Origin of the sequence: Pseudomonas sp. N040, from assembly GCF_015637705.1 — a bacterium.
Lineage (GTDB): Bacteria > Pseudomonadota > Gammaproteobacteria > Pseudomonadales > Pseudomonadaceae > Aquipseudomonas.
Genome location: NZ_JADOBE010000005.1, coordinates 173065 through 187876 on the forward strand (window position 1 = coordinate 173065; position 14812 = coordinate 187876).

Below are 14812 nucleotides of genomic sequence, written 5' to 3' on the forward strand. Positions count from 1 at the left end.
CAGTTCTACAGATAGGCAGCTTGGGCGCGATCAAGACTACCTTGTGCGCGCATGATCAGCTCACAAAATTCGCGTGCGGCACCTTCGCCGCCGCGGGCCAGGGTTACGCCGTGTGCATGCTGGCGGACAAACGCGTCAGCGCTGGCAACCGCCATGCCCAGGCCTACGCGCCGGATAACCGGCAGGTCGGGCAGGTCATCGCCCAGGTAGGCGACCTGGGTGTAATCCAGGTCCAGTTGTGCCAGCAGTTCATCGAGTACCACCAGTTTGTCTTCGCGGCCCTGGTACAGGTGCTGGATGCCGAGATTTTGTGCGCGGCGCTCGACCACCGGGGTTGTCCGGCCGGAGATGATTGCCGTGCTGACGCCGGAGGCGATCAGCATTTTTATGCCGTGGCCATCCAGCGTGTTGAAGGTCTTGAATTCGCTGCCGTCGGTGAGGAAGTACAGCTTGCCATCGGTCAGCACGCCATCCACGTCGAAGATGGCCAGCTTTACGGCGCGTGCGCGTTGCAGCAGGTCGGTGGACATTTACATTACTCCGGCGCGCAACAGGTCGTGCATGTTCAGGGCGCCCACCGGGCGGTCAGCGGCATCCACCACCACCAGTGAGTTGATCTTGTGGTCTTCCATGATCTTCAGGGCTTCAGCGGCCAGCATCTCGGCTCTGGCCGTCTTGCCGTGTACCGTCATGACACTGTCGATGCTGGCGTTGCGCACATCGATGCCGCGATCCAGTGTGCGGCGCAGGTCGCCATCGGTGAAGATTCCGCCCAGACGACCGTCGGGCTCCAGGACCACGGTCATGCCCAGTCCCTTGCGGGTCATTTCCAGCAAGGCATCCCTGAGCAGGGTGCCGCGGACAACCCGGGGCAGGGCGTCGCCGGCATGCATGACATGTTCAACCTTGAGCAGCAGGCGCCGGCCGAGGGCGCCGCCGGGGTGAGAGAAGGCGAAATCTTCGGCGGTGAAGCCGCGCGCTTCAAGCAACGCAATTGCCAGGGCATCACCCAGCACCAGGGATGCCGTGGTCGACGAGGTGGGCGCAAGGTTTAGCGGGCAGGCTTCGTGCGCGACCCTGGCGTCCAGGTTGGCTTCAGCTGCGAGTGCCAGCGGCGAGTCAGGATTGCCGGTCATGCTGATCAGGGGGATGCCCAAGCGCTTGATCAACGGCAGCAGGGTGATGATTTCTGCGGTAGATCCCGAATTGGACAGGGCCAGTACCACGTCATCCCGGGTAATCATGCCCATGTCGCCATGACTGGCTTCCGCCGGGTGCACAAAGAAGGCTGGTGTGCCGGTGCTGGCCAGCGTGGCTGCAATCTTGTTGCCGATATGTCCGGACTTGCCCATGCCGACCACCACGACCCTGCCGCGGCAGGCCAGCAACAGCTCGCAGGCGTGCACGAAATCGGCATTGATTCGTTCCAGCAGGGCTTCTATCGCCTCCAGTTCGAGGCGCACGGTGCGCTGGGCGGACTGAATCAGTGCGTTTGGCTGGGTCATGGCGGCGGCGATTGCGTTAGTTCAGGGCTGGTGATTATACCGACAATCCGCAGCGACCTTACACTAGGCGCTGCAAATGAGCCGGCTGCACGCTTCGCGGTGTTGCACAACGGTGGTTTAGATACTTTGGGATGGCGGCGGGTCGATGCTATATTGCGGCGCTTGTTCGGTTCGCCGGTTTTTTAGGGGGCCTCCTTGATATGCGGGAGGTGGCCGGGGCTACCGTATCCAGGGAGTGCAGATGAGTAGCGAAAGCGTTAATGCGGTGGAGTTGCGCGGGGTAACCTTCAAGCGTGGCTCGCGCACCATCTTTGATAACGTCGATATCCATATCCCGCGAGGCAAAATTACCGCCATCATGGGCCCTTCCGGCTGCGGCAAGACCACCTTGCTGCGCCTGATTGCTGCGCAGCTGATGCCGAGTAGCGGCGGGGTCTGGGTCAATGGCGAGAACTTGCCGGGGCTGTCGCGATCCGAGCTGTTCGATATGCGCAAGCAGATGGGCGTGCTGTTTCAGAGCGGCGCCTTGTTTACCGACCTGGATGTATTCGAGAACGTGGCCTTTCCGTTGCGGGTGCATACCAAGCTGCCCGGCGAGATGATCCGCGATATCGTCCTGATGAAGCTGCAGGCGGTCGGTCTGCGGGGTGCCTATGACCTGATGCCGGACGAGCTCTCCGGCGGCATGAAGCGCCGCGTTGCACTGGCCCGGGCGATCGCGCTGGATCCGCAGATTCTCATGTATGACGAACCCTTCGTTGGCCAGGATCCGATCGCCATGGGCGTGCTGGTGCGGCTGATCCGCTTGCTCAATGATGCGCTGGGGATCACCAGCATCGTGGTTTCCCACGACCTGGCGGAAACCGCGAGCATCGCTGACTTCATCTATGTGGTCGGCGATTCCCGGGTGCTTGGCTACGGTACCCCGGATCAGTTGATGCATTCGGATAATCCGCAGATCCGCCAGTTCATGCAGGGCACGCCGGATGGTCCGGTACCATTCCACTTTCCGGCAGCGGATTACCGTACAGACTTGCTGGGGCAGGGTTGATGCGCAAGATTTCTTATCTGGACAGGATTGCCCTGATCGGGCGTGTGGGACTCGAGGTGGTTGAGGCGCTGGGGCGCTCGGTGCTGTTTCTGCTGCGTGCCCTGTTTGGCCGTACCGGCCTGGGCAATGGTTTCCGCCTGCTGATCAAGCAGCTGTTCTTCGTTGGTGTGCTGTCGCTGCCGATCATCGTGGTGGCCGGTCTGTTCATTGGCATGGTGCTGGCCCTGCAGGGCTACAACATCCTGGTCGATTACGGTTCCGAGCAGGCGGTCGGGCAGATGGTGGCGCTGACCCTGTTGCGCGAACTCGGGCCGGTGGTGACAGGCTTGTTGTTTGCCGGCCGTGCCGGCTCGGCGCTGACCGCAGAGATTGGCAACATGAAGTCGACCGAGCAATTGTCCAGCCTCGAAATGATCGGGGTGGACCCGCTGAAGTACATCATTGCGCCACGGCTGTGGGCGGGCTTCATTTCCATGCCGTTGCTGGCCGCGATCTTCAGCGTGGTGGGAATCTGGGGCGGCGCCATGGTCGCCGTGGACTGGCTGGGTGTTTATGACGGCTCGTTCTGGGCCAATATGCAGAACAGTGTCGAGTTCAAGGAAGATGTACTCAATGGCATGATCAAAAGTGTGGTTTTTGCCTTCGTCGTGACCTGGATTGCCGTGTTCCAGGGCTATGACTGCGATCCGACCTCGGAGGGCATCAGCCGCGCGACCACCAGAACCGTGGTTTACGCTTCGCTGGCTGTTCTGGGCCTGGACTTTATTCTTACCGCCTTGATGTTTGGAGACTTCTGATGCAAACCCGCACCCAGGAAATCGGTGTTGGCCTGTTTATCATGGCCGGCTTTTTGGCATTGCTGTTGCTGTCGCTGCGCGTCAGCGGCCTGACCGTCAGCAGTGTTGACCAGTCGTACAAGGTCTACGCCTACTTCGACAATATTGCCGGGCTGACTGTGCGCGCCAAGGTAACCATGGCTGGCGTGATCATTGGCAAGGTCACTGCCATCGATCTGGATCGGGACAGCTATACCGGACGCGTCACCATGGAAATCAACGATCAGGTGGATAACCTGCCGGAAGACTCCACTGCATCGGTGCTGACCGCCGGCCTGCTGGGCGAGAAATACATCGGCATCAGCATCGGTGGCGAAGAGGCCGTGCTGAAGGATGGCGGAGTGATTCGCGACACCCAGTCGGCGCTGGTCCTGGAGGACCTGATCGGCAAGTTCCTGCTTAATTCGGTTAACAAGGACGAGGAGAAAGACTAATGAGCCTGCAGCGTTCCCTGGATTTTTTTGCCGCAATTCGCCGTGCTTGCCTGCTGCTGGCCTTTGCGCTCGTGTGTGTGCCAGCCCAGGCATCCCAGACCGCGGTCGAGGTGGTGCAGCAGACTACCGATGGCCTGCTGGCAGACCTGAAAGCCAACAAGCAGCTGTACAAGCAGAACCCCTCGGCTTTCTATGGCGCGCTGGACCGGATTCTTGGGCCGGTGGTCGACCTCGAGGGGCTCTCCAAGGGGGTGATGACCGTCCGCTATTCGCGCGCGGCTACGCCTGAGCAGATGAAGCGTTTCGAAGAGAGCTTCAAGATCAGCCTGATGCGTTTTTATGGCAACGCCCTGCTCGAGTATGACAACCAGGAGATTCGTGTCCTGCCGGCTGGCGGCAAGCAGGAGCCGGGGCGTGAGGCGGTGAACATGGAAATCAAGGACGGCAAGGGCACTGTCTATCCGCTGTCCTACACCATGGTCGAGCTGGATGGCAGCTGGCGGATGCGTAACGTCATCATCAATGGCATCAATATCGGCAAGCTGTTTCGCGACCAGTTTGCCCAGTCGATGAAGGATCATGGCAACGATCTGGACAAGGTCATCGATACCTGGGCGGAAACCGTGTCCAAGGCCAAGCAAGCCACCAAGGAGCCAGCGTGAGCGGCGCAGCGATTGTCGAGACCGCCCCGGGCCAACTGCAGCTGTCGGGTGTGATCGATTTCCGCTCGGGGCCGCAACTGCGCGAGAGCGGCAAGAAGGTGATTGCTGCCAGCCAGGCCCGGGAGCTGCTGCTTGACTGTACGGCCGTACAAAAGTCCAGCAGCGTGGGTGTTTCCCTGCTGCTGGCGTTCATGCGTGATGCCGCCGCAGCCGACAAGACACTGCTCTTGCGCGGCTTGCCTGAAGACATGCGCCAGATCGCGCAGGTGTCCGGTCTGGAAGAGCTGCTGCCGGTTCAGGCGTGAGCCGATTCGCCGGCTGCTTCGGTTTTTTGTATCATGGCGGCCCTCAGCGCCCTGGCGGCGCATTAGGATTTCCACACTTCGGGGCTTGCGGGCCTTGCTTGCCCTTCACCTGACCCGCCGCCGGCGGTGTCTGCCGGGGTAACGCGGCGCGCCCGATCACCGAAGTGCAGAGCGAGGTTAAGCATGCAGGCGCTAGAAGTAAGAGATTTCCTCCAGGCCAGGTTGCCGGGCGTCCAGGTCGAAGTGGAGGGCGAGGGCTGCAACTTTCAGCTGAACCTGATCAGCGACGAACTTGCCAGTTTGAGTCCGGTTAAACGGCAGCAACAGGTATATGCCCATCTGAATGCCTGGATCGCCGATGGCAGCATCCATGCCGTCACCATGAAATTCTTCAGTCGCGCCGCCTGGGCCGCGCGCACCTGAGCCCACTGGCAGCGAGAACCTATTCCATGGACAAACTGATTATTACCGGCGGCGTTCCGCTCAATGGCGAAATCCGCATATCCGGCGCAAAGAATGCGGCCTTGCCGATTCTCGCGGCGACCCTGCTGGTCGATCATCCGGTGACGGTGTGCAATTTGCCGCACCTGCATGACATCACCACCATGATCGAGCTGTTTGGCCGCATGGGTGTTGAGCCGGTGATTGACGAAAAGCTCAGCGTCGAAGTCGATGCCAGCACCATCAAGACGCTGGTTGCACCCTACGACCTGGTCAAGACCATGCGCGCCTCGATCCTGGTGCTCGGCCCCCTGGTCGCGCGCTTTGGCGAGGCCGAAGTGGCCTTGCCCGGGGGCTGCGCGATCGGTTCGCGGCCGGTTGATCTGCACATCCGCGGCCTGGAGGCGATGGGTGCCGAGATCACGGTCGAGGGTGGCTACATCAAGGCCAAAGCCCCGGCCGGCGGCCTGCGGGGCGCGCATTTCTTCTTCGATGTGGTCAGCGTGACCGGCACCGAGAACATCATGATGGCGGCCTCGCTGGCCAAGGGTCGCTCCGTACTGGAGAACGCCGCGCGCGAGCCGGAGGTGGTCGACCTGGCCAACTTCATCAATTCGATGGGCGGCAAGGTCAGCGGAGCCGGTACCGACACCATCGTCATTGACGGGGTTGAACGCCTGGGTGGCGGGCGCTACAGCGTGATGCCCGACCGGATTGAAACCGGCACTTACCTGGTTGCGGCTGCCGCGACCGGCGGCCGGGTCAAGCTCAAGGACACCGATCCGACCATTCTCGAGGCGGTGCTGTCGAAGCTGCAGGAGGCTGGCGCCGAGATCACCACCGGCAAGGACTGGATCGAGCTGGACATGAAAGGCAAGCGGCCCAAGGCGGTCAATCTGCGCACGGCGCCATATCCGGCATTCCCGACCGATATGCAGGCGCAGTTCGTTTCCCTCAACGCGATTGCCGAGGGTACCGGCACCGTGATCGAGACGGTGTTCGAGAACCGCTTCATGCATGTCTATGAAATGAACCGCATGGGTGCGCAGATCCTCGTCGAGGGCAATACGGCAGTGGTTACCGGTGTACCGCGACTGAAGGCGGCACCGGTAATGGCAACCGACCTGCGCGCCTCGGCCAGCCTGGTCATTGCCGGCCTGGTGGCAGATGGCGATACCCTGATCGACCGCATTTACCACATTGACCGTGGCTACGAGTGCATCGAGGAAAAACTGCAATTGCTCGGCGCCAAGATTCGGCGCGTGCCGGGATAGGTCCGGGCTGCGCCTGGCGAAGCCCGACCACCAGCCCGCGAGGGCAGGTTCCCGTTTTAAGGAAGTTTATCCATGCTGACCATTGCCCTGTCGAAAGGCCGGATTCTCGATGATACCCTGCCGTTGCTGGCTGTCGCCGGTATCGTACCGACCGAAAACCCGGACAAGAGCCGCAAGCTGATCATCCCCACCACGCTGGATGATGTGCGCTTGCTGATCGTGCGGGCGACCGATGTGCCGACCTACGTCGAGCATGGCGCCGCCGATCTGGGCGTGGCCGGCAAGGACGTGCTGATGGAGTACGGTGCCCAGGGCCTGTACGAGCCGCTCGATCTGAAAATTGCCCGCTGCAAGCTGATGACCGCTGGCGCGGTTGGCGCTGTCGAGCCGCGCGGACGCCTGCGCGTGGCGACCAAGTTCGTCAACCTGGCCAAGCGCTACTATGCCGAGCAGGGCCGTCAGGTCGACATCATCAAGCTCTATGGTTCGATGGAGCTGGCGCCGCTGGTGGGCCTGGCGGACAAGATCATCGACGTGGTGGATACCGGCAACACCCTGCGTGCCAACGGGCTGGAACCGCAGGAGCTGATTGCCGAAATCAGCTCGCGGCTGATCGTCAACAAAGCCTCGATGAAGACCCAGCATGCCCGCATCCAGGCCTTGATCGATACCCTGCGCGAAGCCGTCGAGTCCCACCGCCACTGAATCACTCACCGCGACGCTGATCGCGGCAGCCTATCCGTGTCATAGCCAATTTCTCAGGTGCCTGCACGGTGGGCTTGTTACTCTAGTGGCGCCTGAGAATTGCCTAACACGAGATTTGTCATGACCGCTCCGATCACGATTCGCCGACTGAACGCCACCGACCAGAACTTTACCGCCGAGCTCGATCAGCTGCTGAGCTGGGAAAGCGTGTCGGACGAGGCGGTCAATCAGCGGGTGCTGGAGATTATCCGGGCCGTGCGTACGCGCGGCGATGCGGCGCTGGTTGAATACACGCAGCGCTTCGACGGACTGGCGGTGGCCGCCATGGCCGACCTGATCCTGCCGCGCGCGCGCCTGGAGCTGGCCCTGACGCGAATTTCGCCGGCACAGCGCCAGGCCCTGGAAGTCGCAGCCGAGCGGGTGCGCAGCTACCACCAGCGGCAGAAGCAGGACTCCTGGAGCTACACCGAAGCCGATGGCACCCTGCTGGGGCAGCAGGTCACCCCGCTCGATCGTGCCGGCCTCTATGTGCCGGGCGGCAAGGCGACCTACCCGTCCTCGGTGCTGATGAATGCCATTCCGGCCAAGGTGGCCGGTGTCGCCGAGGTGGTGATGGTGGTGCCGACCCCGCGTGGCGAAATCAACGAGATGGTGCTGGCGGCAGCCTGTATTGCCGGTGTCGACCGGGTGTTCACCATCGGCGGTGCGCAGGCCGTCGCCGCGCTGGCCTACGGCACCGAAAGCGTGCCGCCGGTGGACAAGATCGTCGGTCCCGGCAATATCTATGTAGCCACCGCCAAGCGCCATGTATTCGGCAAGGTGGGCATCGACATGATTGCCGGGCCGTCGGAAATCCTGGTGGTCTGTGATGGCCAGACCGACCCGGACTGGATCGCCATGGATCTGTTTTCCCAGGCCGAACATGATGAAGATGCGCAGTCGATTCTGCTCAGTCCGGATGCCGGGTTCCTCGACCGGGTGGCCGCCAGTATCGACAAGTTGCTGCCGACCATGGAGCGCGCCGGGATCATAGCGACCTCGCTCGGTGCCCGGGGTGCGTTGATCCAGGTCGCGGACATGGCCCAGGCCGTCGAGGTGGCCAACCGCATTGCTCCGGAACACCTCGAACTGTCGGTGGCCAATCCCGAGCAGTACCTGCCGCAGATCCGCCACGCCGGGGCGATTTTCATGGGCAGATACACCGCGGAAGCGCTGGGCGATTACTGTGCCGGGCCGAACCATGTGTTGCCGACCTCTGGCACCGCGCGCTTCTCCTCACCGCTGGGGGTCTACGACTTCCAGAAGCGCTCGTCGATCATCCATTGCTCGGCGGCGGGCGCCTCCGAGCTGGGCAAGACGGCTTCGGTACTGGCCCGTGGCGAGTCGCTGACGGCGCACGCGCGCAGCGCCGAGTACCGCATCAAGAACTGAATGTAGGGTGCGTAGGATGGGTTGAGCGCAGCGATACCCATCAGCGCCGCCGATAACCGCAACGAACTCGAGGAGAGAAGGGTAGATGAGCAGGTTCTGGAGTCCCTTCGTCAAGCAACTGGTGCCTTATGTGCCGGGCGAGCAGCCGAAGCTGGCCAATCTGGTCAAGCTGAACACCAACGAAAATCCCTATGGCCCTTCGCCCAGGGCGCTGGCCGCCATGCAGGCCGAACTCGGCGATAACCTGCGCCTGTACCCGGACCCCAACAGCGAGCGCCTGAAGCAGGCGGTAGCGGCCTACTACGGCGTGACTGCGGCGCAGGTGTTTGTCGGCAACGGCTCCGATGAAGTGCTGGCGCATGCCTTTCACGGCTTGTTCCAGCATGGCCGTCCGCTGTTGTTTCCGGATATCAGCTACAGCTTTTATCCGGTGTACTGCGGCCTGTATGGCATACCGTTCGAGGCGATTGCGCTGGATGAGCAGTTCCAGATCCGCGTCGAGGATTATCAGCGGGTCAACGGCGGGATTGTCTTTCCCAATCCGAATGCGCCGACCGGCTGCCTGCTGGCGCTGGAGGCGATCGAGCGTCTGCTGCAACTCAATCCGCACTCGGTGGTGCTGGTGGATGAGGCCTACATCGACTTCGGCGGCACCAGCGCCATCAGCCTGGTCGAACGCTATCCCAACCTGCTGGTGACCCAGACCCTGTCCAAGTCGCGCTCGCTGGCTGGCCTGCGGGTGGGCTTGGCGGTAGGCCATCCTGACCTGATCGAGGCGCTGGAGCGGATCAAGAACAGCTTCAATTCCTATCCGCTGGACCGCATGGCCATCGCCGGCGCGGCGGCGGCGTTTGAGGACGAAGCATATTTCCAGCAGACCTGTCAGCAGGTGATTGCCAGCCGCGAGGCGGTGGTCAGCGGCCTCCAGCAACTGGGCTTCGAGGTGCTGCCTTCGGCAGCCAACTTCATTTTTGCCCGGCACCCGCAGCACGATGCGGCGCAGCTGGCCGCCGGATTGCGCGAGCGCAGCATTATCGTGCGGCACTTCCAGCAGGCCCGGATTGCCCAGTTCCTGCGCATCAGCATCGGTTCCGCAGCGCAGAATCAGGCCTTGCTGGCGGCGCTCGGGCAGATTGTCTGAGCAGGGCGGCAGCCTGTTAGTCGGTGCTGCTGTCCTGCGCCTTGGGTTGCGGGCGCAGGCCGACTTCCGCTTTGAATTGCAGCGGCTTGCCGTTGCGCAACACCTCTAGCACCACGCTTTCCCCCGGCTTGCTGCGCGCCACCTGGTTCATCGAGCGGCGCCCATTGCTGGCCGGCTCGCCATCGATGCTGAGGATGACATCCCCGGGTTGCAGGCCGGCCAGATAGCCCGGGCCGTTGCGATACAGGCCGGCGACGATGATTCCCGGGCGGCCTTCCATGCCGAAGGATTCCGCCAGTTCCGGGGTCATCGGCTGAATCTCGATGCCCAGCCAGCCACGGATGACCCGGCCCTGCTGGATGATCGCGCGCATCACGTCCATGGCCAGCTTGGTCGGGATGGCGAAGCCGATGCCCTGGGAGCCGCCGGACTTGGAGAAAATCGCGGTATTGATGCCCAGCAGGTTGCCCTGCGCATCGATCAGCGCGCCGCCCGAGTTGCCGGGGTTGATGGCTGCGTCGGTCTGGATGAAGTCTTCGTAGGTGTTGATGCCCAGCTGGTTGCGCCCGGTCGCGCTGATGATACCCATGGTGACAGTCTGGCCGACGCCGAACGGGTTGCCGATGGCCAGGGCGACATCGCCAATGCGAATCTGGTCCGAGCGCCCGAGCGTGATGACGGGCAGGTCGGCAAGGTCGATCTTGAGGACGGCCAGATCGGTTTCCGGATCGGTACCGACCACATGGGCCAGGGTTTCACGGCCATCCATGAGCGCCACGACAATCTTGTCGGCACCCTCGATAACGTGGTTGTTGGTCAGCAGGTAGCCTTCCGGGCTGATGATGACGGCCGAACCCAGACTGGATTCCATGCGCCGCTGCTTGGGCACGTCGTCACTGTAGAGTCCCGGCTTGGTTGGCTGCTGTTGTGCCGGCTTGTTCACCAGCTTGGTGCTGTAGAGGTTGGCGACTGCCGGCGCCGCGCTGCTCACGGCATCGGCATAGGACGCCTGGCCCTGGCCGCTGGCGGCGGCGGGGCGCACCTGTTGCAGGTGCACCGCCTGGTCCGGCAGGCCAACCCATTGCGGGTAGCGCTGAATGATCAGCAGGGCCAGGAGAACGCCAGCCAGCAATGGCCAGCCGATGAAGCGTGCTGCCTTGAGCATTGAGTGTCGGTCCAGAGGGTTGTCGGAGCGTCGCACGCCCCTTTAAGGTGGCGCCATTATACGAGGCTGCCGGGTAAATGGCAGTCAGCCCTGTTGCAGCGGAGAAATGCCATGGCCATTGCCCTGACCAGCCTGGTCGAAGAAGCCAATCGTTACCTGAATATCGCGGCTGTCGCCGACTACTGCCCTAACGGGCTGCAGGTCGAGGGAAGGCCGCAGGTGCAGAAGATCGTCAGTGGCGTAACCGCCAGCCAGGCGCTGCTGGATGCTGCCGTTGCAGCGCAGGCGGATGTCGTGCTGGTGCATCACGGGTATTTCTGGAAAGGCGAGGATGCCTGCATCACCGGCATCAAGCAGCGCCGGCTGAAAACCCTGCTGAGTCATGACATCAGCCTGCTGGCCTATCACCTGCCGCTGGATATCCATCCGCAGGTGGGCAACAACGTGCAGTTGGCGCGGCTGCTGGGGATCACCATCGAGGGCGATCTGGAGCCGGGCAATCCACGCACCGTGGGCCTCGTCGGGGGGCTCGAGCAGCCCATGCGCATGAGCGATTTCGCGCGGCGGGTGCAGCAGGTGCTGGGGCGGCAGCCGCTGGTCATCGAGGGACCCGAGCTGGTTCGGCGGATTGGCTGGTGCACTGGTGGCGGCCAGGGTTATATCGAGCAGGCGATTGCGGCTGGCGTGGACGTGTTTCTCAGTGGTGAAGCCTCCGAGCAGACCTTCCATAGCGCCCGGGAAAACGCGATCGGCTTCATTGCCGCCGGCCACCATGCCACCGAGCGTTTCGGTGTCCAGGCGCTGGGCGATTACCTGGCCCGGCGATTTGCCCTCGAACACCAGTTCATTGATTGTCCGAATCCCATTTAAGCGGCATATAAGTAGAACCTTTAGGTCTAACCAGGCGCCTGATTAGAAGATGTAGCCGTGATAAAGTGCGCGCCTCGTCCACGGCCCGTCGGCCGTCCTATTGCCAGTGTGAGTAGCCATGCTCGACAAATTGACGCATCTGAAACAGTTGGAGGCGGAAAGCATCCACATCATCCGCGAGGTCGCCGCCGAGTTCGATAACCCGGTGATGCTCTATTCCATCGGCAAGGATTCCGCCGTGATGTTGCACCTCGCGCGCAAGGCGTTCTTCCCCGGCAAGCTGCCGTTCCCGGTATTGCATGTGGATACGCGCTGGAAGTTTCAGGAGATGTACAAATTCCGTAGCAAGATGGTTGAGGAATACGGTCTCGAGCTGATCACCCACGTCAACCCCGATGGCGTGGCGCAGGGCATCAACCCGTTTACCCACGGTAGTGCCAAGCACACCGACATCATGAAGACCGAGGGCCTCAAGCAAGCCCTGGACAAGTACGGCTTCGATGCCGCCTTCGGTGGGGCACGCCGTGATGAAGAAAAGTCCCGCGCCAAGGAGCGTGTCTATTCGTTCCGCGACAGCAAGCATCGCTGGGACCCGAAGAACCAGCGTCCCGAGCTGTGGAACGTGTACAACGGCAAGGTCAACAAGGGCGAATCGATTCGCGTGTTCCCGCTGTCGAACTGGACCGAGCTGGATATCTGGCAATACATCTATCTGGAAGGCATCCCGATCGTACCGCTGTACTTCGCCGCCGAGCGCGAAGTGATCGAGAAGGACGGCACGCTGATCATGATCGACGACGAGCGCATCCTTGAGTACCTCAGCGATGAAGACAAGGCCCGCATCGTCAAGAAGAAGGTGCGCTTCCGCACCCTTGGCTGCTACCCGCTGACCGGCGCAGTGGAGTCCGAGGCGACCACGCTGACCGACATCATCCAGGAAATGCTGCTGACCCGGACCTCCGAGCGCCAGGGGCGAGTGATCGACCACGATGGTGCGGGTTCCATGGAAGACAAGAAACGTCAGGGGTACTTCTAACATGTCGCACCAATCCGAGCTGATCAGCGAAGACATTCAGGCCTACCTGGCGCAGCATGAGCGCAAGGAGCTGCTGCGTTTCCTTACCTGCGGCAACGTCGATGACGGCAAGAGCACCCTGATCGGGCGCCTGCTGCACGACTCCAAGATGATCTACGAAGACCATCTGGAAGCCATCACCCGAGACTCCAAGAAAGTCGGCACCACTGGAGACGATATCGATCTGGCGTTGCTGGTCGATGGCCTGCAGGCCGAGCGCGAGCAGGGCATCACCATCGACGTGGCGTACCGTTATTTCAGTACCGCCAAGCGCAAGTTCATCATTGCCGACACCCCCGGCCATGAGCAGTACACCCGCAACATGGCCACTGGCGCCTCCACCTGCGACCTGGCGATCATTCTGATCGACGCCCGCTACGGCGTGCAGACCCAGACCAAGCGCCACAGCTTTATCGCCAGTCTTCTGGGGATCAAGCACATCGTCGTGGCCATCAACAAGATGGACCTGAAGAACTTCGACGAAGCGGTGTTCGAGCAGATCAAGGCCGACTACCTCGCCTTTGCCGACGGTATCGCGCTCAAGCCGAGCTCGCTGCACTTCGTGCCGATGTCGGCGCTGAAGGGCGACAACGTGGTCAACAAGTCCGAGCGCTCGCCATGGTACAGCGGCCAGTCGCTGATGGAGATTCTCGAGACCGTGGAAGTGGCCGGTGACCGCAACTTCACCGACCTGCGTTTCCCGGTGCAGTACGTCAACCGGCCGAACCTGAATTTCCGCGGCTTCGCCGGCACCCTGGCCAGTGGCATCGTGCGCAAGGGCGACGAAATCGTCGTCCTGCCGTCGGGCAAGGGCAGCAAGATCAAGTCGATCGTCACCTTCGATGGTGAGCTGGAGCACGCCGGCCCAGGCCAGGCCGTGACCCTGACCCTGGAAGACGAGATCGACGTATCCCGTGGCGACCTGCTGGTGCACGCCGACAACCAGCCGCGGGTGACCGACAGCTTCGAGGCCATGCTGGTGTGGATGGCCGAAGAGCCGCTGCTGCCGGGCAAGAAATACGACATCAAGCGCGCCACCAGCTATGTGCCGGGGTCGATCGCCAGCATCGTCAACCGTGTCGATGTGAACACGCTCGAAGAAGGTCCGGCGAGCGCCTTGCAACTGAACGAAATCGGCAAGGTCAAGGTTGCCCTGGATGCGCCGATTGCCCTCGACGGCTACGCCAGCAATCGCACCACCGGTGCCTTTATCGTCATCGACCGGCTGACCAACGGTACCGTCGGCGCCGGCATGATCATCGCCGCCCCGCTGGGTGGCCAGGACGGCAGCAGTCATCATGGTCAGCTGGCCCATGTGTCGACCGAGGAGCGCGCCCTGCGCTTCGGCCAGCAGCCGGCTACCGTGCTGTTCAGCGGTCTGTCCGGCGCCGGCAAGAGCACCTTGGCCTATGCCGTGGAGCGCAAGCTGTTTGACCTGGGCCGTGCGGTCTATGTGCTGGATGGCCAGAACCTGCGCCAAGACCTGAACAAGGGCCTGCCGCAGGATCGCGCCGGGCGAACGGAGAACTGGCGGCGTGCGGCGCATGTGGCACGCCAGTTCAACGAGGCGGGTCTGCTGACCCTGGCGGCTTTCGTCGCCCCGGATGCCGAAGGGCGTGAGCAGGCCAAGGCGCTGATTGGTGCTGATCGCTTGCTGACGGTGTATGTCCAGGCGTCCCCGGCAGTGTGCCGCGAGCGCGACCCGCAGGGGCTGTATGCCGCCGGCAAGGACAACATTCCGGGCGAGTCGTTCCCGTATGATGTCCCGTTGAACGCCGATCTGCTGATCGATACTCAGGCGGTCACGCTGGAGGAGGGGGTCAAGCAGGTCCTCGAGCTGCTGCGCAGCCGCGGCCTGATCTGATCGGCAGCTGTTTGCTGCGCTAAAAACAAAGCCCCGTCAGGGGCTTTGTTTTA

At 62.3% G+C, this 14812-nt stretch carries 16 protein-coding genes; 13 read left to right on the forward strand and 3 right to left on the reverse strand.

All coding sequences use genetic code 11. The features are described 5' to 3' along the window. Positions 1-5: 5 nt before the first annotated feature. Both ISX93_RS09475 and ISX93_RS09480 read right to left on the reverse strand, forming a co-directional pair. Positions 6-530: a KdsC family phosphatase gene (locus tag ISX93_RS09475; RefSeq protein WP_195778478.1), complete on the reverse strand. Its 525-nt coding sequence runs from the start codon at positions 528-530 to the stop codon at positions 6-8. After that, positions 531-1505 carry a KpsF/GutQ family sugar-phosphate isomerase gene (locus tag ISX93_RS09480; protein WP_195778479.1) on the reverse strand — a complete coding sequence of 325 codons (975 nt, stop codon included), beginning with the start codon at positions 1503-1505 and terminating at the stop codon, positions 531-533. 241 nt (positions 1506-1746) lie between these two features. On the opposite strand from ISX93_RS09480, the gene ISX93_RS09485 reads away from it, so the two are divergent. The 10 genes from ISX93_RS09485 to hisC all read left to right on the forward strand — a co-directional run bounded on the left by ISX93_RS09485 (position 1747) and on the right by hisC (position 9785). Continuing rightward, positions 1747-2556, forward strand: coding sequence for an ATP-binding cassette domain-containing protein (locus ISX93_RS09485; protein ID WP_195778480.1), 810 nt, complete (start codon positions 1747-1749; stop codon positions 2554-2556). Continuing rightward, positions 2556-3353, forward strand: a complete 798-nt coding sequence (mlaE, locus tag ISX93_RS09490) for a lipid asymmetry maintenance ABC transporter permease subunit MlaE (protein ID WP_195778481.1) — start codon at positions 2556-2558, stop codon at positions 3351-3353. The genes ISX93_RS09485 and mlaE overlap by 1 nt, the downstream gene beginning before the upstream one ends. Then, entirely contained in the window at positions 3353-3826 is a 474-nt protein-coding gene (gene mlaD, locus ISX93_RS09495; RefSeq protein ID WP_195778482.1) for an outer membrane lipid asymmetry maintenance protein MlaD, read from the forward strand. Before mlaE ends, mlaD begins: the two co-directional genes overlap by 1 nt. After that, a complete protein-coding gene (locus ISX93_RS09500; RefSeq protein ID WP_195778483.1) occupies positions 3826-4488 on the forward strand; it encodes an MlaC/ttg2D family ABC transporter substrate-binding protein in 663 nt (220 codons plus the stop codon). The genes mlaD and ISX93_RS09500 overlap by 1 nt, the downstream gene beginning before the upstream one ends. Continuing rightward, positions 4485-4793, forward strand: coding sequence for an STAS domain-containing protein (locus tag ISX93_RS09505; protein WP_195778484.1), 309 nt, complete (start codon positions 4485-4487; stop codon positions 4791-4793). The genes ISX93_RS09500 and ISX93_RS09505 overlap by 4 nt, the downstream gene beginning before the upstream one ends. 183 nt (positions 4794-4976) lie before the next feature. Further along, positions 4977-5216, forward strand: coding sequence for a BolA family protein (locus ISX93_RS09510; RefSeq protein WP_195778485.1), 240 nt, complete (start codon positions 4977-4979; stop codon positions 5214-5216). 26 nt (positions 5217-5242) lie between these two features. Next, a complete protein-coding gene (gene murA, locus ISX93_RS09515) occupies positions 5243-6508 on the forward strand; it encodes a UDP-N-acetylglucosamine 1-carboxyvinyltransferase (protein ID WP_195778486.1) in 1266 nt (421 codons plus the stop codon). Positions 6509-6580: 72 nt separating this feature from the next. After that, positions 6581-7213 (forward strand): ATP phosphoribosyltransferase, encoded by a 633-nt coding sequence (hisG, locus tag ISX93_RS09520; RefSeq protein ID WP_195778487.1) that lies wholly within the window; start codon positions 6581-6583, stop codon positions 7211-7213. Between the two features lie 120 nt (positions 7214-7333). Then, positions 7334-8644, forward strand: coding sequence for a histidinol dehydrogenase (gene hisD / locus ISX93_RS09525; protein WP_195778488.1), 1311 nt, complete (start codon positions 7334-7336; stop codon positions 8642-8644). A gap of 85 nt (positions 8645-8729) precedes the next feature. Continuing rightward, positions 8730-9785 carry a histidinol-phosphate transaminase gene (gene hisC, locus ISX93_RS09530; protein ID WP_195778489.1) on the forward strand — a complete coding sequence of 352 codons (1056 nt, stop codon included), beginning with the start codon at positions 8730-8732 and terminating at the stop codon, positions 9783-9785. Positions 9786-9801: 16 nt separating this feature from the next. Here the strand turns inward: hisC and ISX93_RS09535 are convergent, their stop codons facing one another. After that, on the reverse strand, positions 9802-10950 hold the full coding sequence (locus ISX93_RS09535; RefSeq protein ID WP_195778490.1) for a S1C family serine protease: 1149 nt from the start codon (positions 10948-10950) through the stop codon (positions 9802-9804). Positions 10951-11061: 111 nt separating this feature from the next. On the opposite strand from ISX93_RS09535, the gene ISX93_RS09540 reads away from it, so the two are divergent. From ISX93_RS09540 to cysN, 3 genes are all read left to right on the forward strand, one after another. Beyond that, positions 11062-11820, forward strand: coding sequence for a Nif3-like dinuclear metal center hexameric protein (locus tag ISX93_RS09540; RefSeq protein WP_195778491.1), 759 nt, complete (start codon positions 11062-11064; stop codon positions 11818-11820). A gap of 118 nt (positions 11821-11938) precedes the next feature. Next, on the forward strand, positions 11939-12856 hold the full coding sequence (gene cysD, locus ISX93_RS09545) for a sulfate adenylyltransferase subunit CysD (RefSeq protein WP_195778492.1): 918 nt from the start codon (positions 11939-11941) through the stop codon (positions 12854-12856). 1 nt (position 12857) lies between these two features. Then, the gene (cysN, locus tag ISX93_RS09550; RefSeq protein ID WP_195778493.1) at positions 12858-14759 is read left to right on the forward strand and encodes a sulfate adenylyltransferase subunit CysN; all 1902 of its coding nucleotides are present in this window, start codon (positions 12858-12860) and stop codon (positions 14757-14759) included. The last annotated feature ends 53 nt before the right edge of the window (positions 14760-14812 follow it).

What these genes read in the sequence shown, in the direction of transcription:
- ISX93_RS09475 (WP_195778478.1), bottom strand. Translation starts at nt 530, where the DNA reads ATGTCCACCGACCTGCTGCAACGCGCACGCGCCGTAAAGCTGGCCATC.
- ISX93_RS09480 (WP_195778479.1), bottom strand. Translation starts at nt 1,505, where the DNA reads ATGACCCAGCCAAACGCACTGATTCAGTCCGCCCAGCGCACCGTGCGC.
- ISX93_RS09485 (WP_195778480.1), top strand. Translation starts at nt 1,747, where the DNA reads ATGAGTAGCGAAAGCGTTAATGCGGTGGAGTTGCGCGGGGTAACCTTC.
- mlaE (WP_195778481.1), top strand. Translation starts at nt 2,556, where the DNA reads ATGCGCAAGATTTCTTATCTGGACAGGATTGCCCTGATCGGGCGTGTG.
- mlaD (WP_195778482.1), top strand. Translation starts at nt 3,353, where the DNA reads ATGCAAACCCGCACCCAGGAAATCGGTGTTGGCCTGTTTATCATGGCC.
- ISX93_RS09500 (WP_195778483.1), top strand. Translation starts at nt 3,826, where the DNA reads ATGAGCCTGCAGCGTTCCCTGGATTTTTTTGCCGCAATTCGCCGTGCT.
- ISX93_RS09510 (WP_195778485.1), top strand. Translation starts at nt 4,977, where the DNA reads ATGCAGGCGCTAGAAGTAAGAGATTTCCTCCAGGCCAGGTTGCCGGGC.
- murA (WP_195778486.1), top strand. Translation starts at nt 5,243, where the DNA reads ATGGACAAACTGATTATTACCGGCGGCGTTCCGCTCAATGGCGAAATC.
- hisG (WP_195778487.1), top strand. Translation starts at nt 6,581, where the DNA reads ATGCTGACCATTGCCCTGTCGAAAGGCCGGATTCTCGATGATACCCTG.
- hisD (WP_195778488.1), top strand. Translation starts at nt 7,334, where the DNA reads ATGACCGCTCCGATCACGATTCGCCGACTGAACGCCACCGACCAGAAC.
- hisC (WP_195778489.1), top strand. Translation starts at nt 8,730, where the DNA reads ATGAGCAGGTTCTGGAGTCCCTTCGTCAAGCAACTGGTGCCTTATGTG.
- ISX93_RS09535 (WP_195778490.1), bottom strand. Translation starts at nt 10,950, where the DNA reads ATGCTCAAGGCAGCACGCTTCATCGGCTGGCCATTGCTGGCTGGCGTT.
- ISX93_RS09540 (WP_195778491.1), top strand. Translation starts at nt 11,062, where the DNA reads ATGGCCATTGCCCTGACCAGCCTGGTCGAAGAAGCCAATCGTTACCTG.
- cysD (WP_195778492.1), top strand. Translation starts at nt 11,939, where the DNA reads ATGCTCGACAAATTGACGCATCTGAAACAGTTGGAGGCGGAAAGCATC.
- cysN (WP_195778493.1), top strand. Translation starts at nt 12,858, where the DNA reads ATGTCGCACCAATCCGAGCTGATCAGCGAAGACATTCAGGCCTACCTG.